The sequence below is a fragment of the Trinickia terrae genome, assembly GCF_005144415.1.
GTDB lineage: Bacteria > Pseudomonadota > Gammaproteobacteria > Burkholderiales > Burkholderiaceae > Trinickia_A > Trinickia_A terrae.
Genome location: NZ_SWJE01000009.1, coordinates 150,039 through 170,270, shown reverse-complemented (window position 1 = coordinate 170,270; position 20,232 = coordinate 150,039). Strand labels below are relative to the sequence as shown.

Below are 20,232 nucleotides of genomic sequence, written 5' to 3'. Positions count from 1 at the left end.
AGGCGGACGGCTAGATGTCGGCCACGATGGCGAAATGATCGCTGGTGCTTTTCAGATGCCCGTAGTTCGCCCAGCTGGTCAGGTTGTTGCGGTCGCCCTGCGTGTAGCCGGCAGGGGCATTGGGCGCGGGCGGTATCGGTATCGCCACGAAATTCGGCACGGCGCCCGGCACGGGCACGATCAACGCGTTCCAGCCCGCCGGATTGGTCATGGACGACCGGAGGTTCCCGGCCGGCAGCGGACCGCCCGCCGGCGCGCCGGCAGGCGGCGGCGCGACCTCGTTGAACGGCGCGCCGGTCAGCACGTTCATGATGGTCGTGTTGTACGCGCGGTCGACTCTCGGCCAGACCAGAATGTTGTCGACGGATTCGAAATCGGGTGCGAAGTTGCTGCCGATATAGCCGTAGCCCGGGTAGGGCGAGTCCACCTCTTCGCTGGACCACAGGAACAGCGAGTCCACGGTCAAATCGCCGGCCTCGCGGATATGGGTCGCGAAATAACCCTTGAACGCCTCGAGATCGTTTTCGTCAAGGGGGGCGCCCGGCGAGGTCAGCAGCGGCTCGTACGCGTAATTGGGCGGATCGTTCAGGGGGGCGTAGGCGCCGGAGTCCGCGCCGTCCGCGGCCAGCAGCCTCAGGTTGAAATCGCCGCCGATGATCCGTGTCTCGAGCGCCCCTCGTGCGGCCACGACGTCCTGCAGATAGGTCAGATACGTCCGGAACTGCGTGGGCAGGATGCCCTGCGGCGAAGGGTGCACCGCGAAGATCGTCAGGTCGTTGCGCACGTTGCCGAACGCATCCGTCCGAGTGAACGTCACCATGTAGGGCTGCCGGTATTCGCCGAAATCCACGAAATCGTCGCCCGTCACCGCATAGGGAAACCCCGGCACAGGCCGGTAGGCGACGCGGGCCGCCAGCATGTTCTCGTACGCATTCCCGTTGTGCAATGCGTTGGGCGGCACGATTCGCTGCGGAGCGAGCAAGTTGCTGAGATCGGGCGTGACGAGGCCGGCAACCGGGTAGGGATTGATGGGGATGACGACGCCCGGCATCGGCATCACCGAGTGCCCTGCCCACGCGCCTTGCCAGCCGTTGGGACCCGTGAAGTAGAGCAGGTCGCCGTCAGCGAGCGCGCCCCGGTAGAAGACCCCCACCGTCTCGCTGCGCCCGCCCAGCCCGATGCGCAGCGGCGGCACCAGCCGCCACCCGGCGCCGGGAGCCGCGGCGCGCAACCCGTCCAGCAGGTAGAGCAGGCCTTCCATACCGCCGCTATTGCTCGCCAGCGTGTCGGGACTGGTGTCGCCCGATGCGACTTCGATCAGGACGATGATGTCGGGGTTTGCCGCAATGAGGACTCTGGCCACGACCACCCCCCGTTCGTGGCTTGCACGTTGGTCGGTCAAGCCGCCCTGGCCTGGGCTGCGTTCGGTGCTGGGGTCGTTGATCTTGTTGATGCCGAACTTCTGCAGGTTCCAGAACACCACACGGGTCATTCGCGATCTCCTGAGACGGGAGCAAGCAAGGAAGCGGAAAGTGGCAGCCTTTCGAGCGAGGCGTTCGCGTTGTCGCCGGCGCTGTCGTTCGTCACCCAGGCGGCGTACCAGCCGAGGCTGCCGGTATTGCCGGGGTCCCCGAACAGGAAGAACTGGATGGTGGCGTCGGGCGGCAGCTTGGCGATGCCGAGGATCTTGAGGCCGATATCGCTCAGGCGCAGGCAGTAGCCGTAGTCGCTGCTGCCTTCCACCTTCTGGCGGATCAGCGCGATCGAGCCGACCGCCACCTTGAACACCCCTTGCAGGCTGAACAGCTTCGCGCCGGGGCTGGCCCCCGGCAGGCTCAGGCCGATGAAGACCGAATAGGCGCTCTTGCCGGCCGCGGCCGACGCCGACCACGCGAGCAGCAGCTCGGAATCGAAGCCCGCCGCCGACGCCAGCGCGCCGGGGCCGCCCATCGTGACCCGGTACACCACCCCTTGCCAGGAATCGCCGAGCGTGGTCAGGTTCAGCGACGAGCTCGCGGGCAGGAACCCGTAGGTCGCCGGAGTTTCGTTGGGCGCGGACGAGATGAAGCTTTTCAGCTGCAAGCCGAAGTTCGGGAACAGGCTTCCGGCCCGCGCGGTGCTGGACGCGAGGTCGTAGCCGAGATTCGAGGTCGAGACGGCGAAGCTTTGGACGTTCGGCGTGGCGTTGGGCGAGCTGAGCGTGATGGTGAGATTGGAGAAGGCGAGGCCCGCCCCCAATTGCAGCGCGGGCGTGTCCGGCACACTGCCGAACGACAGCACGTCGAACGGGCTGCCGTCGTTTGCGCTCAGCGAGACGAAGTCGAACTTGCCCCAGACGATGAAGCGCGACACGGTGCTCACGCTATCGGACGACAGCGTGTTGAACTGGACGTGATTGAAGGCCACGGCCTGCAACGCGTTGCTGTTGGTCTGAAAGACGGTGGTCTGCGTCTGCTGGAACACGTAGGAGCCCGCGGTCGAATCGCCGCCGCTCTGCGCGACATAGCTGCCGTCGAGCACGATCGCGTTGACGGGCATCGGCGAGCCGCTGGCGACACCCGGGGCCGCGTTGCTGACGGTCTGCGTGACGCTGGAGCCGAACAGCTTCGACACGGACAACTGCACCCGGCTCTGGAAATTCGCGAGCCGGGAATTCACGAACAGCGACTGCAGTTGCAACACCGTGAACTGGAAGTCGCCGCTGACCGACACCGACACCGGCACCTCCGGGTTCACGCCGTTCGCAAGATTCTGCGCGTACGACGGCTGCTCGTAGTCGATCAGGCCGAAGAAGCTCGATTCGCCCTGCATGGACAGCGGCGGCACAGCGGAAGGATCGGCCAGCACGCGGCTGACGGTGAAGCCGAAGTGGTGCGCGGAGAACTCGGAGAAATCGATGCCGGCCGCGAGCCCGGCGATCTCGTCGGGCAGGTCCGATTCCGACAGCGTGGCGTTCAGCACGATCACGCCGTTCCAGCCGGGATCCTGGACCAGGTCCGCGAAGTTGCGGTAGAACGGCGCGGACGAGTCGCCGCTGTCGGCCTTTGCGATCGCAGCGTCCAAATAGGCTTGCAGCCATTGCGCCAGCCCGGCATACGCGATCGACGCGGCGCTTTCCGCAGTGCCGGCCACGAGCGAAAACGACTGCGGCTCGGTCCACAGGTTGGGATTCTTCACCCGCTCCGTCAGCGCGCCGCTGCAAAACTTCAGGATCAGCACGTTGCTGTAGCTCGATGCCGACACCCCCTGCCCCACCGGCGCGCTGAAGGTCCAGCCGGCAATCTCCGACGTGCTGTCGAACGTGCCGAGATTGGCCGGGTTGACCGCGACGAGAAACAGCTGATTGGTCTGGAACGCCGATTCGAGCGGATCGGAGATGGGCTGCGAGAACGAAAACGGCAGATAGCCGCCCGCATCGTCGAGCGATTGCCCCAGCAGCACGTTCAGGTAGGCGCCTGTCGCCGCGTCGCTGGTGACGAGGAAGCCTTGCGGCGACGTCGAGTACTGATACGGTGGCGCGTCGCCATCCTCCGCGGCGAGCCGCGCCCCGCTTCTCACGCTCGCGCGCGCCAGCAGCGTCTCCTGCGCCTGCGCCGTAATGATCTGCTTGCGGGTCGGCGCGACGATCTGGCTTTCGTAGTTCGTCATCGTCTCGGCCGCCGCGGCGGCGTCCGGCGTCAGGCTGTACGGAATGAGCGGAAACGGCGCGCCGGTGCTGCCGGTGAACGGCAGCACCGGCGGCGCGGAAGTCAGGATCGGCGGGGAGGCGTCCTGCTGCGCGCCTGCCGGCACGCCGTAGAGCGGGCTGCCTTCGGGCTCGGCCCGATAGATCGTGGCGGTGCCGCCCGGAGCCAGGACCGTTGCCCAGGCCGTCTCGTACACGCCGGTGAGACGATCGGCCTGTAGCGATCCGCTTCCCGACTGCTGCAAGCTGGCCGGCTGATAAGGAAACGACGGCGCATAGGCGGGTTGCGACGGCACGAAGCACAGCAGGCTGTTCTGCGGCGCCGCGGCCTGATAGCTTGGAAAGACGATCCCTTCCGAGCCGAACAGTCCGCCGAGCAGGCCCAGGTTTGCACCGTCCGGCACGCTCGCGGTCGATACGCCGTAGGTGCCCGCCGGCGCCATATAGACGTTGCGGGAGCCGGGCGCGGAGGCGACCGGCGACAGCGAGGCGCACGCGAAGCCGCCTGCCTGCGCCGGCGGGGTGACGTCGCCCGCGCCGGCGCCGACGGGCGTCAGCGTCACCGCATTGCCCTGCTGCGTCACGTAGCCGCCCGGCAGCGCCGGCTTGCCGCTCAAGACCATGCCGCTGCGCAGACAGCCCGCCGCCAGCGCCGCCGCGTCGAGCACGGTGTTGACCGGGTCGCTCGGGTCCATCGAGAACTGCGTCTCGAGCGTGGCCGGCATGCCTTCTATCGAGAACACGGGAAAGAACAGCGTTTGGTCGGCCGAATCCGCGAGATACGCGTATTGCAGCCCCTGCGGCAGCCCCTTCGGCGCGGCGGCAAAGAAGGTCGCCGTCGACAGCGAAGCGTTGAAGACCCCGCAGCCCGTGCTGGTTCCGGCTACCGGCACCTGCATCCGCACGTTGGTTGCTTGCGCGATGATCGTCGTGCCGGTTTGCAGATTGACGAGCGGGTTCGTGAGCACCGGATAGCTGAGCACCAGCTGGGCGTTGGCCTCGTCGACGGAAAGGTTCAGCGAGTTCTGGACGTTGAAGATCAGGTTGGCGCCAATCACCGCGTTCATATTGGTGTTGACGACCCAGCTATTGAAGTTCTGGCCGAACTGGAAGCCATAGTTGGCGAATGTGCCGAAATACGGCGCCTCGCTGCTCTGAAGCCAGAAGAATGCGCGGTTGGTCGTGATGCTGCTGCGGATGTATGTATTGAGCTGCTGCGCGAAACCGGCGGGGTCGCTGTCCAGAATCGCGGGCCGCTCGACGCAGAAGATGTAGGCGCCGTCATATGGCCCGGTCAGCGAATCCGTCAGCCCGATGGTCGGCGGCAATGAGTCGACGGCCGCGGTGACTAGGTAGCCGGCCCAGCCGACCGATCCCGCTTGCCGCGTTTCGTAGAGCGCCGTCGGGTTCCCTTCGGGGTCGGCGATTTGCAGATACAGCACTGTTGGATCGGTCATCGGGAGCGCACAGACAGAGTGAATGTGGAGTTAACCGAAGCTTCCCGTTCCAAGCTTCATGGCGATGCGCCTCTCGTCCGGGAGGGCAGATAACGCCATGCCACGAGCGTGCCGTCATATCTCACGTCATGATGGTTCGACGACGAGAAGCGTCCCTTCAGTACGATCTCGCCGGTCTGGACCGGTGTCGCGGGCCGCAGGCTCAGCACCATGTTCGGCGCGATGCGAACCGTCGCCACCGATGCGCCCTGGGCGAACCGCGTGAGGTTGGCCCCCTGGGACAGGCTGGTCGTGCGAATCAGCAGCCCGGCTGTCAGGAAATCCATTTCGACGTTCTGATCGGCAGTGAATTGCAAGGTGACCTCGGCGTTCAATTCCGGCGTGATCCAGACTGTCCAATGCTTCAGCGCAACCGGGCTGGGCCATGTCCAGTTGGCGATTTCCAGGCGGTAAGGCACGCTTTCGAGCACGCACGCGCCAGGCGCCTCCCGGCACTGGGAAACGCTGAAGCTGCCCTCCAGCGACGACACCTCGCCCGCCATGCCGAAGCGCGCAAGCAGGCTCCCCTGGACACCGGCCCGGTCGATATGCATGTCGAGCGGATAGACGTTGTCGTAAGGCGTCATGACCTGCTCCCCTACCACATGCCCGTCGAGGAACACCGATACGTTCACCGCCGCAACCTGTTTCTGAACCAGGAAGCGCAATGTCATCGCGCCATAGTGCTGCTCGACGGGAACGCCGGGCTCGACTTGCAGCGAAGCGATTTCCGCGCCGAATGCGGGTGCGCCGGGCAGCGCGATCAGGATCAGCAGGGCGGCCAGCCATGCCGGCGGCATGCCGGCCGCGGCGATCACGCGGCAAACGAGCCCTGCCGCGTAGCGCAGGCACGCATCGCCCCGTCCCTTGGATGCCTGCCGGATCGGCAAAGGCACCCCGTCACCGCAGTCGTCGGCCGTTGCCGCATTGCCGCGCAAATCATCCTCCCGCCTGCCGCGCTTATGCCCGGAGAACGAATGTCAGTCGGACGTGCATCGATCTCGGCGGCCACGCCGGAACAGGTGGCCGCCTGCCGGTCCGATCGATCAGGTTTGCTGGTAGATCACGAGGCCGTTGAAGTTCGACTCGCCCGACATCTTGTCCCTGATCTTGCCCGTCAGCGTCACGTTGTACGCAGTACCGCCCAGCGAATTGAGGTTGACGGTCAAGCCCTTGACGAAGGTGACGGTGTCGTTGCCGACATCCTGCGGCAAGACCTGCGTCGACTGGCCGTTCGCGACGGTCGGCAGCCACCAGACCGTGCTGTTGACCGGCGACATGAAGCGGATCTGCGTCTGCAGGTTCGTGTCGCCGCTGCCGCTGGCGGTGCTGTTCGAATTCACGGTGAGCGGGGTAGTTTGGGAAGCCATGGCGCGTACTCTCCTTTAAGAAACACCTAAAAAAGCCCGGCTCGTGCCGGGCAATACGGCAAGCCGATCAGGCTCGGGGAAAAGACGACGACAGTCCGCCAAGGAAGCGGAGGCAAAACCTTGCGGCCCGGCAGTTTCGGTGTGGACGGCACATATCTGATTCGTTGAATGTCATGCCATTTATCGATGCGGGCGCCGGATTTTGCATAACAGGCACGAATCCCCGTTTCCGGCGCGGTTGCAGAAATCGATCGCAAGGACACGCGATACGAGCGGACTGCATGTGGCGACGACTATGACAGCCGGACATGCCGGGCGTGAAGCTGTCGGTTCTGACAGGATAAAAAAAGCAAACGTTTGCCTTTACAGATTTATTTCCACTACGTGCCGGATTCAGGTAGTTAGTTATATTGAATGTATTTCGTTTCGTAACCCGTGGTTAAACATCAACCCCTTCACTGAGTTCCGACACTCCACACATCTGAGCCGACCGCACCGTCTGTAATTTTTTTAATAATCCAGAAAATCCCCCTTCAGTTTCCCCCCGAACGTGCCGCTTACCAATTATTACCTTTCGTTTGGGTGCCTCCGCTGCCGCGGGCAGCCAGTTCCGCCCGCCCCCCGGAACCCGAACTCGAATGCGCCCGATATGCCACGACCCGTACCACCCGATCAGCGCTCTGCGCGATCCCTGCTCCCGCCGAAGCGTGACGCCGCGCGCGCCTGCCGCGGGCGGCATGGTTCGAAGGCACGCTCGAGCGAAGGCCTCGGCGCGACCAACCCGCCAGAAAGCGGGATGCCCGGATGAATTCGGTCACCTTCCGCCGCACATATGGCGTGCACCGGTTCGGGCGGCACGCAGGATCCATCCCGCGCCTGCTGGCGTTCGCGACCTCCAGGCTGGTGCCGGTTGCCACGGATATCAGCCGGTGACACTTTTAATACGGTCTACGGATTCGGGATACCTTTACGGGAACTTCTCTTCGGTGCTCTGTTGCCACTGTGGTCCCGCCGTGGGCGGTCTCCGTGCTGCGCCTGCGTCACCTTGAGCACGAGCTAACCCTGGACCAAATGGGCGTACGGGCCATCGCTTGATTAAGCTCTCTAAATAGTTAATCGCCCCTGCAGCAATACTATTAACTTAGGGATTGCGTCAAGCAGCAAATTGAATTTCGTCCACAGTTCGACCAGTTCCAACTCTCTGTGAGACATCTCAGCGCGAACCTGAACTACGCTGGGATGAGCTCCGGAAAGTGCGGGACTGGAGACTGCAGGACTGGAGACTGCAGGACTAGAAACCGCAGGACTAGAAACCGCAGGACTAGAAACCGCAGGACTAGAAACTGCGGGACTAGAAACTGCGGGACTAGAAACTGCAGGACTAGAAACCGCGGCGCTGGGAAGTGCGGAGATAGGGTGTGCGCTGGGAAATACGCGAGCCCTATCTAAGGGCAATCCAGAGCGAACCCCAAGTGCGTGAATCACGGAACGGAGTTCTCTCTGAAGCAAACCAAGCATTTCTAGCAAATGGGAACCGCGGATCCCGAGTTGGAAATGTGCTGTATAGTCATTCACTCCGACAGCTTCGGCAGACTCTCGGTCAAATGCTGTGCATTGAGTTTGAAGAGCATCAAATCGTCCGGAGAGAAGCTCATATTGCGGCCTGAAGTCCCGTAACAACATGCCATTGCGATCGACGGTAGGCCCATGGTGCGAGTTAACCAATCGCATCTTTACCCTTTCCTCAAGCGAAAGGAACCCCGCGATCATTCTCATCGTATCAGGGTCCAATTTTCGGTCCAGCGGCATTGCGTCTCTCCCATAACTATGATGCGCCACGATTTAGTCAACTCTGCCGAACGAATCACAGACAGAGCAAAGTCGTCCGTATATACGGCATGGGGGCAATGTGATTGTATTGAGTATGTGGAGCACCGGTCTGTAGCACAAACGCGCTACGTCTTTCAGCTCCCTACGCTACTCAGTCAGGTCTGAATAATCCGGCAAAGCCTTACGTGATGAGGTTCTACGAGCCATCCAACGCGAGCAACAAGCCCGCGAACCTCAGCCCATCATCCAGCGTCGACCAGCCGCAAACGAACCACACTTCGTTTGCCAACTGCGTCTCGACATTGCTTGAGCAACATCATCACCAGCTCGTAAAAAAAGCCGCCCGAAGGCGGCTTTCTAGATATCGGTGCTTCTCACGTTATGACATATCCCACGCATGAGAATCATCATATTTCTCAAGTACAACTGCTGGAAATGCTCCCTCCTCCTGCCTGCCCTTTTCCCCGAACCAGTGACAAAATACTTTGCCGTCAGCCTCGACACGCTCATAAGAGTTTGCGAAGCGATATCCGCGAGATCTTTTTGCTTCAGCCCATGACTTTCGATCCATCTCACACCTTCCGTGCGACCAGCGTATCGAACGCATACGCGCCTTGACCATGTCTGCCAGAGTGAACTACCGAAAACCCGGCCTGCTGTAACGCAGCGACAATCTCGGCCAGCTCGCGCTCAGCAAACCAAATGTCCGTTTCCCGCTCCAAACCGCCGTCTTCCCACATGCGCAACGTAGTTCGATACTGGCGATTTTGGCCGAATACCCAGGTATAACTGTAGAAGTACGTCCGGCCATCGTGCGTCGCTCCCCCTGAATGCGCTGCACCAGCCGCATCAGCGGCTTTCAGTGCGGCCCAATCGCGCAGATTCAGGGCAAGATGCCCTCCATGCCGAAGCACCGCGCTCAGCCCTTGCAGGGAGTCGGCAAGGTAGCCGTCATAATCGCAGCCTCGCCACGGTTGCGTATAGATCGCGTAGTTGACCGTTACCGCGTCCATGCTTTCGCGCCACGCCGACACATCGGGCAGCCCCGCGAATGAAGCGGCGCGGTACCGGCTTTCAGGAATGCCTGCCTTTGTTCCGGTACGCCGCGCGTCAGCAAGCATATCCTCGCTGTAGTCCGCCCCGTACACGACGAACCGCCTTTCATTCCCGCGTGCCGGAAGACCGTTATGCAGCGCCAGCACGTCGAAACCGAGTCCACAGCCGGCATCGAGAATCGATGCGCCGCTTCCCACATTCCGTGCAATCCATTCCGACATGACCGGATCATTCATGTCCTGCCCCGCGACGGCAGCAGGACTATGCATCGAGAGGTAGAGCCGGTTCAAGCCGGCGTAAGCGTCATGCATCGCGCAAATCCTCTATTCCCGTTTTCCTACACTTTCGCGCGCTCAAGGTTACCCTTTTACCGCGCCACTGCTTGAGCGCGACGGCCAGAAAGAGTATGAAGGCAATTCGTCCGCGTTGTCTCGGACCAAGGAATCGCTTGGAGGAATGCTCATAGCGCAAGGTATGAGCGAAGCAGACTTTAAAGGCATTTGGGACCGAGTCGACGAGATTCGTTTGCAAACTCCGTGCAAACCAACGACGCAGCCAAGGCAGCCCTTCGCACGGTATTGCTTCGACCGCAAGCAAGCTAACAGGTCGAGCACTTCGCGACTTGAAACGCCTGCCCATCACTGGAACTCATCGACACGTAGGGCCAACCGGCGCGAAGCCGTGATCGCCATCGCCATGCACCGACGGCGGAAGACGGACCACCGACGCGCGCACCCCGCGCGTCTCGAGCGAGGCGGCCGTCGTTTCCGAAAGCGGATCGCGTCAAATCGCTGATTCGGCAATCGACGCCAGTTCGCTGAGCGCATCGGCAGGCAGATCGAGCGCGGCCGCGGCGAGGTTCTCCCGCAGGTGAGCGACCGACGACGTGCCGGGAATCAGCAGGATGTTGGGCGCCCGGCGCAGCAGCCAGGCGAGCGCGACCTGCATCGGCGTTGTGTCGAGGCGAGCGGCGACATCCGACAACGTCGCGGACTGCAACGGCGTGAAGCCGCCCAGCGGGAAGAACGGCACGTAGGCAATGCCCTCGCGAGCAAGATCGTCGATCAGCGTATCGTCAGCCCGATGTGCGAGGTTGTAGTGGTTCTGCACGCAGACGATCTCGCAGATCCGCTGCCCTTCCTTCACCTGCGCGGCCGTGACGTTGCTCAAGCCGATATGACGAATCAGGCCCTGCCGCTGAAGCTCGGCAAGGACCGTGAGCGGCGCCTCGATCGATCCCTCGGCGGGCCGATGCACGTCGAACATGAGCCGCAGATTGACCACATCGAGCGCGTCCACGCGAAGATTGCGCAAGTTGTCGTGGACTGCCTGGGTCAACGCCTCGGGCGAGAAAGCCGGCAACCACGAGGCGTCTTCACCGCGCCGGGCGCCGACCTTGGTGACGATGACGAGGTCGTCCGGATACGGATGCAGCGCTTCGCGGATCAATTGGTTGGTGACGTGAGGGCCGTAGAAATCGCTGGTGTCGATGTGATCGACCCCGGCCGCGACGGCCTCGCGCAATACCCTCAGCGCTTCTTCGCGATCCTTGGGGGGGCCGAATACGCCGGGGCCGGCGAGCTGCATGGCGCCATAACCGAGCCGCTTGACCGTGCGCTCGCCGAGTTTGAATGTGCCGGATTGGTGGATGCTGGACATGATCGATCTCCTCACTCAAGAAAACGCCGTGGCGTCGATAGGTTGCCAAGCTTAGGCGTTGCATCCTTGCGCGATAAGTCATCATAATTCGCACGGGTTGTACGAAAAGGCGAACAATGCAAGTCGATCTGGCGGATCTGAATGCCTTCGTAGCCGTGGCGCGCGCCAAGGGCTTCCGAGACGGCGCACGGGCCACCGGCGCCAGCGCGTCCGGGCTGAGCGAGGCCGTCCGCCGGCTGGAAACCCAGCTTGGCGTCAGGCTGCTCCACCGCACGACGCGCAGCGTCGTGCCCACCGAAGCCGGCGAGCGCCTGCTCGCACGGCTCACCCCTGCCCTCACCGAAGTGGAAATGGCGCTCGACGAGGTCAATCGCTTTCGCGACAAGCCAGCGGGCACGCTGAAGCTGAACGTGCCGGTCAGCGCGGCGCGGCTGGTGCTCCCATTCATCGTGCCGCGATTTCTCGATGCTTATCCCGAGATACGGCTGGAAGTGGTCGCCGAGGAGAGTTTCGTCGACGTGGTGGCGGCCGGATTCGACGCGGGCATCCGCTACGACGAACGGCTGGAGCAGGACATGATCGCGGTGCCGATCGGTCCCCGCATCCAGCGCTTCGCGACCGCGGCGGCCCCCGCGTATCTCGATCGTCGCGGCCGTCCCGCGCATCCGCGCGAGCTGCTGGGCCACGCCTGCCTGCGCGGCCGTTTCGTCAGCGGCTCGATGCCGCCGTGGGAGTTCGAGCACGATGGCGAAGTGGTGCGAGTCGATCCCGAAGGTCCGCTGCTCGTGCAGATCGGCGGAGCAACCGACCTCATGGTCGACGCCGCGATCGCCGGCGCCGGCATCGTGCATCTCTTCGAAGACTGGCTGCGCCCGCATCTCGAGCGCGGCGCCCTCGAACCCGTGCTCGAGCCCTGGTGGCGGCCGTTTTCGGGGCCATTCCTCTACTACTCCGGGCGACGCCTCGTGCCCGCGCCGCTGCGCGCGTTCATCGATTTCATCAAGGGACTCCGAGACGGCGCCTGATTCGATGCTCGCTTCGAACTCGCCCCTCTCCCCGGATTCGAACAAACCCGAGTCTGTTGGGGAAAGCGCGCTGCACCGCGCAATGGCGTGCTATTGTCAAAGTGTGGGCCACGGGTTCGCATCATCGCGCCCGGGCCCTCGCCCAAGGGACACCAATCACCTTCGCGAGCGTCGCCATGAGTGATGTACGCCAACACCTGAGCCCGACTGACCGTATCGAACTGCTTTGCTGGCTGACCTGCGGCAGTCTCGGGGCCTACTACCTGAACGAGGAATGGCCGCAGGCGTCGTTTCACGTGCAAGCGGCGCACAAGTGGCTCGACCGGCACATGCGCGACGCCGACTGGCTGAGCATTGCCAAGCTGTCCGCGCTTGCCATCGACATCGCCCGCCAGCATGCCGGTTTCGTCAATGCCGACTGGGCCCGTGACGCGGTCGAGGAAATACTCGACACCGATGACCTGAACTTCCAGGCCAGGCTGGTCCAGCAAGTATTGGAAGATTGCCGGCGCGCCCTCACTGACAAGCGCCCGGCAGACTGAGCACCCCTGGCCCCGCCCTCGTCTCCATGCTGCCGCGGGCAGGCCGCCCGCAGCTTTCCTCCCCGCCCGGCTGGGTTTACGCAGGATTTTGCGCTGCATGGCATCGCTCGCGGGAACAAAACGCGATGTGCCGTGGTTTACCTGCGTAAGGTCCGTTGCTTCGCGGGCCGGATGTGACCAGCGCGCTCGACGAACCAGACTGCCGACAAGAACAAGAATCCGACAGCCAGGAATAAAGCCGACGCTCCCCGTGTTCACCAGGATGTAGCAAGCGAAATTGATTCGATCCTCGATATCTACTTAGGAGTTCAAAATGAACAAGCGCCTCGTTGTTGCTCTCTCCATGGCCCTTCTCGCCTCGGCAGGCTTCGCCGTCAACGCGTCCGCTCAAGAGAAGACGCGCGCCGAAGTCCGTCAGGAGCTGATCCAGGCCGAAAACAACGGTCTGCGTCTAGTCACCGATACGTCGTATCCCGAAGTCAATCCGATCTTCGCGAAACAAGCCGCGCAACAAGCGAGCCGCACGGAGCAGGACACGAGCGGCACCGGCGCCGCCATGTCGGCCTCGAGCGCCGCGGGCAAACCGATGACCAAGTCGCACGGTGACAGTTGCGTCGGCCCGGTGAGCTATTGCACGGTCTACTTCGGCAGCTGAACGTGCAGCACAAACCGTTCGAACGAAAGCCCGCGGCGCTTGCCGAACGATGGGCTCGCACCGGAGCATCGCGCGCCCACGTTCTTCAGAGCGCCGGCTTCGCTCCGGCGACAATTTTCTGCGTGGCGCGCTTTCTCTCGCCTGCGCTTCGTACTACGCTTGACGTGTCCAACGATCGCATCCCCTTGCGTGGACATGTGTACGTTACGGAGCGAGGTCCGACATGCAACAACTGCTCACCGTATCCATCTCGAAGCCCGAAACCACTAACTTCATCCTGGGTCAATCGCACTTCATCAAGTCGGTGGAAGACCTTCACGAGGCGCTGGTCGGCACCGTGCCGGGCATCAAGTTCGGCCTGGCGTTTTGCGAAGCTTCCGGCAAGCGCCTCGTGCGGCACTCCGGCACCGACGCCGCCCTGACCGAACTGGCGTGCAAGAACGCCATCGCCATCGGCGCCGGCCACAGCTTCATCGTCGTGCTCGGCGACGGTTATTTTCCGGTGAACGTTCTCAATGCGATCAAGGCCGTACCCGAGGTCTGCCGGATCTACTGCGCGACGGCCAATCCGACGGAAGTCGTCCTCGCCGAAACAGGACAGGGCCGCGCGATCCTCGGCGTCGTCGACGGCTTCCCGCCGCTCGGGATCGAAAACGACGAAGACGTCCTGTGGCGCAAAGAGCTGCTGCGCAAGATCGGCTACAAGGCCTGACGGGAATCTGACCTGACGCGCGAACCGGTTCGCGCGGCGCGAATTGCACCGCAAGACTCGGAGTGCGAGGGCTCGGACGTGTTCGTAGACTGGGGGCATGAACGACGCACCGGACGCCCCCATGAATACCCGCCTCGCCACGCCAACCCCCGCCTCCATTGAACCGGCCGCAACGGCCGACGCAATCGCGCGACGGGTGGACTCGCTCGACTGGCTAAGCATCGAAGACGACCTGAACCGGCACGGTTGCGCCAGCGTGCCGGGTCTGCTGACGAACGCCGAATGCGCCGCTCTGGCGGCGCTCTACCCGCGCGACGACCTTTACCGAAGCCGCGTCCTGATGGCGCGTCATGGCTTCGGACGCGGCGAATACAAGTACTTCACCTATCCGTTGCCGGGCATCGTGAACGCGCTGCGCTCAGCGCTCTATCCCCATCTCGCGCCGGTGGCCAACCGCTGGAACGAGGCGCTGCGCATCGCGACGCGCTATCCGTCGACGCACGACGCGTTCATCCGGCGCTGCCATGCAGCCGGCCAGCAGCGCCCGACTCCGCTGATCCTCGAATACGGCGAGGGCGACTACAACTGTCTGCATCAGGACCTCTACGGCGAACATGTGTTTCCGCTGCAAGCCGCGATCCTGTTGTCGCAGCCGGGCCTTGATTTCACCGGTGGCGAGTTCGTACTCACCGAACAGCGTCCGCGCATGCAGTCGCGCGTCGAGGTCGTGCCGCTCGAGCGCGGCGACGCCGTGATCTTCGCGGTCAACCATCGTCCGGTTCAGGGCTCGCGCGGCGTCTACCGCGTCGCCCTGCGGCATGGCGTAAGCCGGCTGCGCTCGGGGCGGCGGCATACTGCCGGCGTGATTTTTCACGACGCGCTCTGATCGCCGTCGAGCCGGCGCAACGGCGTGGCCGGCCGTGCGCCCTGAAAGCAAGCTGGCAGCCCCGCCGCAAATCGCGCACAATCTGCGTTTTGACAGGCTCGCCGTTCGGGCACAAGAATCCAGGCGGCCCGAGCCGCCATCACGCCGCTCCCGGTCGGCGACCGTCCCTTCGCACCTCATTGGCCATCGCATCGTATGACCGTACACGGAAACACCCCGGGTCACGACATACCGAACCCGCCGCCCGCGCGGTTTGCGCTGCTGTTTCGGCTTCCCGCCTTCGCGGCCTGCGTCACCTTCGTGATTGCGCTCGCCGCCGTGCTTGGCACGTGGCGGATCGTGCACGAGCAGTTGCAGCACGGCGCTCTCGCCCGCTTCGAATGGCGCGCCGCGCAGACCACGGTCGATCTGCGCAACAAGCTCGGCGCGTGCGAGGAGATCCTGCGCGGCGCGAGCGGCCTCATTGCCGTCGCGCAAGCGATGACTCCGCCGCCCGATGCCACCGGAGCGCCGTTGTCCCGGGAAACGTGGCGCAGCTATGTCGCGCACCTCGATCTCGACGCAAAACAGCCCGCCGTGCGCGCCCTGGGCTATGCGACGGCGCAAGCGGCCAGCATGGTCCGCGTCGCGAGCGAGATCAAGGCCGACAGCATGCCGGATGCGAAAGCCGTCACTGGCGGCTCGGCGCCCGAAAGCGCATTGGCGCCGGTCACGCTGATGTACCCGCCCCGCTCCGACGCCGCGCCGCTCGCCTACGATCTCGGCCGCGACCCGTCGCGCCGCGGCGCATTGCTGCGTGCCGCCGACACCGGACAGCCGGCGCTCATCGCCCGCCCGATTGCATTCGATACCCGCGCCGACGCGAATCGCGCGCGCTTCGAGCTGTACCTGCCGGTTTACCGCAGCGCGTCATTGCCTGCGACGAAGGAGGCCCGCCGCGCCGACATCGCGGGCTTCGTCGTCGCGCATCTCGACGCCGACTGGCTGCTTAGCAGCCTGGAAGTCCACGAGCGGAATATCGACCTGCAGGCATATGCCGGATCGCCCGCGAGCTTGCTGTTCACCACCTCGGATGCCGCTGACGGCACGCCGGCGCAAGTCCTGTTCAACCGGACCGAAACGCTGCGCTTCGGCGGCGAGCCGCTCACGCTCATCTATACGACGGGCGACCGTTACCTGGGCGCCGGAGACACGCTCAGCACCTCGGTCATACTCGCGCTCGGCGTGCTCGCGTCGGCTTTCATGGCGGCCCTGGTGTTCCTGATCACGCGAGCGCGCGAGCAATCGTAGACCGCCGTTCGCGCGCGGGCGCCCTCCCCGCTCGCGCCGCTGCGCTTTCCCGCACGGCGGCTACCATAGAGAGACGAGCTTTTCGTCGCGGGGCGCACCATGCTCACTTTGTTCAGAGATCGATCCGAGGCTGGCCGCATGCTCGCGGTCCATTTGCGCAGCGCCGGCGCCGAAGCCGGCGCCGTCGTCCTTGCGCTGCCGCGCGGCGGCGTACCTGTGGGCTACGAAGTCGCGATCGCCCTCGGCGCCGAGCTCGACGTGCTGCCGGTCCGCAAGCTCGGCGTCCCCGGCGAACGCGAGCTCGCGATGGGTGCGATTGCGGAAGGAGGCGCGCTTTACGTCGACCACGGCACGATGCATATCGCACGCGTGACACAAGCGCAGTTCGAGGCGGTGCATGCGGAAGAGCAAATCGAGCTGGCGCGGCGCGCCACGCTCTATCGCGGCGACACCGCGCCGGCCAAAGTCGAAGGACGCGTCGCGATCGTCGTAGACGACGGCATGGCGACGGGCTCCTCGATGCAGGCCGCGGTTCGCGCGCTGCGCAAGCAGCAGCCGGCGCGCGTGATCGTCGGCTTGCCGGTCGCGCCGCTCGGTGCCGAGGCCGATTTCAGCGGCATCGTCGATGCATTCGTCTGCGTGTCCAACCCGCCGAACTTCTACAGCGTCGGCCAATACTACGAGGACTTCGGCGAGACGACCGACGACGAAGTCCGCGAACTCCTGGCCCGCGCACGGGCGCGCCACGCATGACGCGGCAAAGGCGGGCGACGTCCTGCCCGGCCGCCTGCCGGAAATGCCTTGCCGGCTTTACGGCTCGTGCCGCAGATACCCCTCGCGGCTCGGATCGCGCATGCGCCACGACACGAAGCAGGAAATCGCACACATCACCGTGACATACCAATAGAACGCCGATTCATTCCCGATCGATTTCGTCCACAGCGCCACATATTCGGCCGAGCCGCCGAAGACGGCATTCGCCACCGCATAGGAAAGCCCGACGCCCAGCGCGCGCACTTCCGGCGGGAACATTTCGGCTTTGATCAATCCGCTGATCGAGGTGTAGAAGCTGATGATCGCGAGCGCCACGACGACCAGGCCAAACGCCGCATACGGACTCGACACGTCTTTCAACGCATGCATGAGCGGCACCGTGAAGGCCGTGGCGAGCGTGCCGAACCAGAGCATCGACTTGCGCCGCCCGATCTTGTCGGACAGCGTGCCGAACACGGGTTGCAACAGCATGTAGACGAAGAGCGCCGCCGTCATCACGTTGCTTGCCGTCTTCGCATGCATGCCCGCCGTGTTGACGAGGTACTTCTGCATGTAGGTCGTGAACGTATAGAAGATCAGCGAGCCGCCCGCCGTGAAGCCGAGCACGGTCAGGAACGCGCCTTTGTGCTGGAGCAGCCCGCGGATCGTGCCGGCTTCCTTTCTGCTGCGGGTTTCGGCCGTGGCCGTCTCGTCGAGCGACTTGCGCAGATACAGCGAAACGAGCGCCGCCAGCGCGCCAACGACGAACGGGACGCGCCAGCCCCACGCCTTCAGGTCCTCAGTCGAGAGCAGCTGCTGCAGGATGACGAGCACGAGCAGCGCGCACAGCTGGCCGCCGATCAGCGTCACGTACTGGAACGACGCGAAGAAACCGCGCCGCCCTTTGAGCGCGACCTCGCTCATATAGGTCGCGCTCGTCCCGTATTCACCGCCGACCGACAAGCCCTGAAAGAGGCGCGCGATCAACAGCAGCGCGGGCGCAAGCGCACCGATCTGCGCATACGTGGGCAGCGCGGCAATGACGAGCGAGCCGCCGCACATCATCAGCACCGAGATCATCATCGCGGTGCGGCGCCCATGCTTGTCGGCGATGCGGCCGAAGAACCAGCCGCCGATCGGGCGCATCAGGAAGCCGGCTGCGAACACGCCCGCCGTGTTGAGGAGCTGCGTGGTCGGATTTCCGTTTGGAAAGAAAGCGGGTGCGAAATACAGCGCACAAAACGAATAAACGTAGAAATCGAACCACTCGACGAGATTGCCGGACGACGCGCCGACAATCGCCATGACCCGGCGGCGCGTGTCGTTCTGGCTGAGGACGGGGTGATCGGTGGTGACATCGGTCATGTCGTGGCGGCTCCTTGTCGGTCTCTGATGGGTGGGAACGAAAGGCGTGCGATACGTACGCCCTTGCTCTTACGTGTTTATTTCGCGAGGCCACGAATTTTATACAAACGAAAGAATGTGCGTCTGCAAAACGTCAGAATTCTTTCACACGGCGCGCGCAGCAAAACTCGCAGACAAAAAAAGCCAGCCCGAAGGCTGGCTTTGTCGCACATCGATGCCTCGCTGTTGCGCTAGCGCATCAGAGCCGAATCGCCGGCGCCGCGTAGCGGCATTCATAGCGTTTCCTCACCGTGCCGTTCTCGTCGACGCTTTCCAGGTACACGTCGAACTGCCACAGCCGCGCCATATGCTTGAGGACTTCCTCGCTGTCGTTTGCCAGATGGCGGTTGTCGCTCATGAAATGCCGCAGCGTCAGGCTCCGGTCGCCGCGCGTGTTCACCGACCACACTTGAATGTTCGGCTCCCGGTGATGCATGTCGTATTGGCGGGACAGCGCCTGCCGCACGTACTGGTAGCCGCTCTCGTCGTGAATTGCGGAGACTTCGAGCGCATCGCGCATGTCGTCGTCGAGCACCGAGAACAGGCGCATGTCGCGAATCAGATGCGGCGACAAGTATTGCGCGATGAAGCTTTCGTCCTTGAAGTTGCGCATCGCATAGTGCAGTGTCTGCAGCCATGGCGTGCCGGCGATGTCCGGGAACCACTTGCGGTCCTCCTCCGTCGGCGCCTCGCAGATGCGGCGAATGTCGCTCATCATCGAAAAGCCGAGCGCGTACGGATTGATCCCGCTGTAGTACTGCTTCGTCACGGGCGGCTGATAGACGACGTTGCTGTGCGAATGGAGGAACTCCATCATGAAGCCGTCTTCGAGCAGGCCCTGGTGGTAGAGCGTGTTGAGCAGCGTGTAGTGCCAGAACGTCGCCCAGCCTTCGTTCATCACCTGCGTCTGCCGCTGCGGGTAGAAGTATTGCCCGATCTTGCGGACGATGCGAATGACTTCGCGCTCCCACGGTTCGAGCAGCGGTGCGTTCTTCTCCGCGAAATACAGCAGGTTTTCTTGCGGCTCGGGCGGGTAGCGCTCTTCCTCTTCTTCAGCCTCGAACGCTTTCTTGGCCGGCAGCGTGCGCCACAGCTCGTTGACCTGCGACTGCAAGTACGCCTCGCGCTCGCGCCGCATCGCCGATTCCTTGGCGAGCGAAAGCTTTTGCGGCCGCTTGTAGCGGTCGACGCCGTAGTTCATCAGCGCGTGGCACGAATCGAGCAGCTCTTCGACGCGATCGAGGCCGTATCGCTCCTCGCACTCGGCGATGTAGTTCTTGCCGTAGACGAGGTAATCGATGATCGCGTGCGCGTCGGTCCACAAGCGGAACAGGTAGTTGCCCTTGAAGAACGAGTTGTGCCCATAGGCCGCGTGCGCGATCACGAGCGCCTGCATCGTCATCGTGTTCTCTTCCATCAGATACGCGATGCAGGGGTTCGAATTGATGACGATCTCGTACGCGAGGCCCATCTGACCGCGCCGGTAGCTCTTCTCGGTTGAAAGGAAATGCTTGCCGAACGACCAGTGCCGGTAGTTGACCGGCATGCCGACGGACGCATACGCGTCCATCATCTGTTCGGCGCTGATGACTTCGAGCTGGATCGGATACACATCGAGTTCATATTGCTCCGCAACATGGGCGATGTGCGTGTCGTACTCCTCGATGAGTTCGAAGGTCCAGTCGGACGGGCACGGCAGAGGCCGTCGGTCGGCAACGTTCATACGGACTTCCCTTTGCCCCATTTCGGGCGCTTCGGTGTGCCCTCGCGTGTCGGCGCGGGTGCCTGGCTCGCGCTGCGCATGAGAATCACGATGCCCATGCGTCCCTTTTTTGTGGCGATCCGGCTGATAGCCGCGCGCCTCGTTAT

At 63.5% G+C, this 20,232-nt stretch carries 15 protein-coding genes and 2 pseudogenes; 8 read left to right on the top strand and 9 right to left on the bottom strand.

Annotation, left to right across the window (positions count from 1 at the left end):
* Positions 1-10: 10 nt before the first annotated feature.
* The 4 genes from FAZ69_RS18235 to FAZ69_RS18220 form a co-directional block, all read right to left on the bottom strand.
* Positions 11-1,492, bottom strand: coding sequence for a hypothetical protein (locus FAZ69_RS18235; protein WP_136896480.1), 1,482 nt, complete (start codon positions 1,490-1,492; stop codon positions 11-13).
* On the bottom strand, positions 1,489-5,142 hold the full coding sequence (locus tag FAZ69_RS18230; protein WP_136896479.1) for a hypothetical protein: 3,654 nt from the start codon (positions 5,140-5,142) through the stop codon (positions 1,489-1,491). The genes FAZ69_RS18235 and FAZ69_RS18230 overlap by 4 nt, the downstream gene beginning before the upstream one ends.
* A gap of 56 nt (positions 5,143-5,198) precedes the next feature.
* The gene (locus tag FAZ69_RS18225) at positions 5,199-6,119 is read right to left on the bottom strand and encodes a hypothetical protein (protein ID WP_136896478.1); all 921 of its coding nucleotides are present in this window, start codon (positions 6,117-6,119) and stop codon (positions 5,199-5,201) included.
* A 108-nt stretch (positions 6,120-6,227) separates the two neighbouring features.
* Positions 6,228-6,551 carry a hypothetical protein gene (locus FAZ69_RS18220; protein ID WP_136896477.1) on the bottom strand — a complete coding sequence of 108 codons (324 nt, stop codon included), beginning with the start codon at positions 6,549-6,551 and terminating at the stop codon, positions 6,228-6,230.
* Positions 6,552-7,355: 804 nt separating this feature from the next.
* On the opposite strand from FAZ69_RS18220, the gene FAZ69_RS34240 reads away from it, so the two are divergent.
* Complete coding sequence (locus FAZ69_RS34240) at positions 7,356-7,484, top strand: hypothetical protein (protein WP_255451548.1); 129 nt, start codon at positions 7,356-7,358, stop codon at positions 7,482-7,484.
* A gap of 1,469 nt (positions 7,485-8,953) precedes the next feature.
* Here FAZ69_RS34240 and FAZ69_RS18215 read toward each other — a convergent pair.
* The 3 genes and pseudogenes from FAZ69_RS18215 to FAZ69_RS18205 form a co-directional block, all read right to left on the bottom strand.
* Positions 8,954-9,748, bottom strand: coding sequence for a class I SAM-dependent methyltransferase (locus tag FAZ69_RS18215; protein WP_136896476.1), 795 nt, complete (start codon positions 9,746-9,748; stop codon positions 8,954-8,956).
* A 358-nt stretch (positions 9,749-10,106) separates the two neighbouring features.
* Positions 10,107-10,208: pseudogene (locus tag FAZ69_RS33980) on the bottom strand (3-beta hydroxysteroid dehydrogenase); the annotation flags it as partial.
* A 12-nt stretch (positions 10,209-10,220) separates the two neighbouring features.
* Complete coding sequence (locus FAZ69_RS18205; protein WP_136896475.1) at positions 10,221-11,096, bottom strand: aldo/keto reductase family oxidoreductase; 876 nt, start codon at positions 11,094-11,096, stop codon at positions 10,221-10,223.
* 116 nt (positions 11,097-11,212) lie between these two features.
* Between FAZ69_RS18205 and FAZ69_RS18200 the strand changes: the two genes are divergently transcribed.
* The 7 genes from FAZ69_RS18200 (at position 11,213) to FAZ69_RS18170 (ending at position 16,959) form a co-directional block, all read left to right on the top strand.
* The gene (locus tag FAZ69_RS18200) at positions 11,213-12,121 is read left to right on the top strand and encodes a LysR family transcriptional regulator (RefSeq protein WP_136896474.1); all 909 of its coding nucleotides are present in this window, start codon (positions 11,213-11,215) and stop codon (positions 12,119-12,121) included.
* Positions 12,122-12,297: 176 nt separating this feature from the next.
* On the top strand, positions 12,298-12,663 hold the full coding sequence (locus FAZ69_RS18195; RefSeq protein WP_136896473.1) for a hypothetical protein: 366 nt from the start codon (positions 12,298-12,300) through the stop codon (positions 12,661-12,663).
* A 313-nt stretch (positions 12,664-12,976) separates the two neighbouring features.
* Positions 12,977-13,318 carry a DUF4148 domain-containing protein gene (locus FAZ69_RS18190; protein ID WP_136896472.1) on the top strand — a complete coding sequence of 114 codons (342 nt, stop codon included), beginning with the start codon at positions 12,977-12,979 and terminating at the stop codon, positions 13,316-13,318.
* 223 nt (positions 13,319-13,541) lie between these two features.
* On the top strand, positions 13,542-14,030 hold the full coding sequence (locus tag FAZ69_RS18185; protein ID WP_136896471.1) for an adenosine-specific kinase: 489 nt from the start codon (positions 13,542-13,544) through the stop codon (positions 14,028-14,030).
* Positions 14,031-14,151: 121 nt separating this feature from the next.
* A complete protein-coding gene (locus FAZ69_RS18180; protein ID WP_136896470.1) occupies positions 14,152-14,916 on the top strand; it encodes a 2OG-Fe(II) oxygenase in 765 nt (254 codons plus the stop codon).
* 195 nt (positions 14,917-15,111) lie between these two features.
* The gene (locus FAZ69_RS18175) at positions 15,112-16,206 is read left to right on the top strand and encodes a CHASE domain-containing protein (RefSeq protein WP_136896469.1); all 1,095 of its coding nucleotides are present in this window, start codon (positions 15,112-15,114) and stop codon (positions 16,204-16,206) included.
* A 138-nt stretch (positions 16,207-16,344) separates the two neighbouring features.
* Positions 16,345-16,959 carry a phosphoribosyltransferase gene (locus tag FAZ69_RS18170; protein WP_240702314.1) on the top strand — a complete coding sequence of 205 codons (615 nt, stop codon included), beginning with the start codon at positions 16,345-16,347 and terminating at the stop codon, positions 16,957-16,959.
* 57 nt (positions 16,960-17,016) lie between these two features.
* On the opposite strand, the gene FAZ69_RS18165 is transcribed toward FAZ69_RS18170, so the two are convergent.
* Complete coding sequence (locus tag FAZ69_RS18165; RefSeq protein WP_136896467.1) at positions 17,017-18,324, bottom strand: MFS family transporter; 1,308 nt, start codon at positions 18,322-18,324, stop codon at positions 17,017-17,019.
* A 238-nt stretch (positions 18,325-18,562) separates the two neighbouring features.
* Positions 18,563-20,125 (bottom strand): annotated as a pseudogene (locus tag FAZ69_RS18160) (SpoVR family protein); the annotation flags it as partial.
* Positions 20,126-20,232 lie beyond the last annotated feature (107 nt).

Coding starts and splice junctions, on each gene's coding strand:
- FAZ69_RS18180 (WP_136896470.1), top strand. CDS start 14,152: ATGAATACCCGCCTCGCCACGCCAACCCCCGCCTCCATTGAACCGGCC.
- FAZ69_RS34240 (WP_255451548.1), top strand. CDS start 7,356: ATGAATTCGGTCACCTTCCGCCGCACATATGGCGTGCACCGGTTCGGG.
- FAZ69_RS18235 (WP_136896480.1), bottom strand. CDS start 1,492: ATGACCCGTGTGGTGTTCTGGAACCTGCAGAAGTTCGGCATCAACAAG.
- FAZ69_RS18220 (WP_136896477.1), bottom strand. CDS start 6,551: ATGGCTTCCCAAACTACCCCGCTCACCGTGAATTCGAACAGCACCGCC.
- FAZ69_RS18230 (WP_136896479.1), bottom strand. CDS start 5,142: ATGACCGATCCAACAGTGCTGTATCTGCAAATCGCCGACCCCGAAGGG.
- FAZ69_RS18195 (WP_136896473.1), top strand. CDS start 12,298: ATGAGTGATGTACGCCAACACCTGAGCCCGACTGACCGTATCGAACTG.
- FAZ69_RS18170 (WP_240702314.1), top strand. CDS start 16,345: ATGCTCGCGGTCCATTTGCGCAGCGCCGGCGCCGAAGCCGGCGCCGTC.
- FAZ69_RS18215 (WP_136896476.1), bottom strand. CDS start 9,748: ATGCATGACGCTTACGCCGGCTTGAACCGGCTCTACCTCTCGATGCAT.
- FAZ69_RS18200 (WP_136896474.1), top strand. CDS start 11,213: ATGCAAGTCGATCTGGCGGATCTGAATGCCTTCGTAGCCGTGGCGCGC.
- FAZ69_RS18175 (WP_136896469.1), top strand. CDS start 15,112: ATGACCGTACACGGAAACACCCCGGGTCACGACATACCGAACCCGCCG.
- FAZ69_RS18190 (WP_136896472.1), top strand. CDS start 12,977: ATGAACAAGCGCCTCGTTGTTGCTCTCTCCATGGCCCTTCTCGCCTCG.
- FAZ69_RS18205 (WP_136896475.1), bottom strand. CDS start 11,096: ATGTCCAGCATCCACCAATCCGGCACATTCAAACTCGGCGAGCGCACG.
- FAZ69_RS18165 (WP_136896467.1), bottom strand. CDS start 18,324: ATGACCGATGTCACCACCGATCACCCCGTCCTCAGCCAGAACGACACG.
- FAZ69_RS18185 (WP_136896471.1), top strand. CDS start 13,542: ATGCAACAACTGCTCACCGTATCCATCTCGAAGCCCGAAACCACTAAC.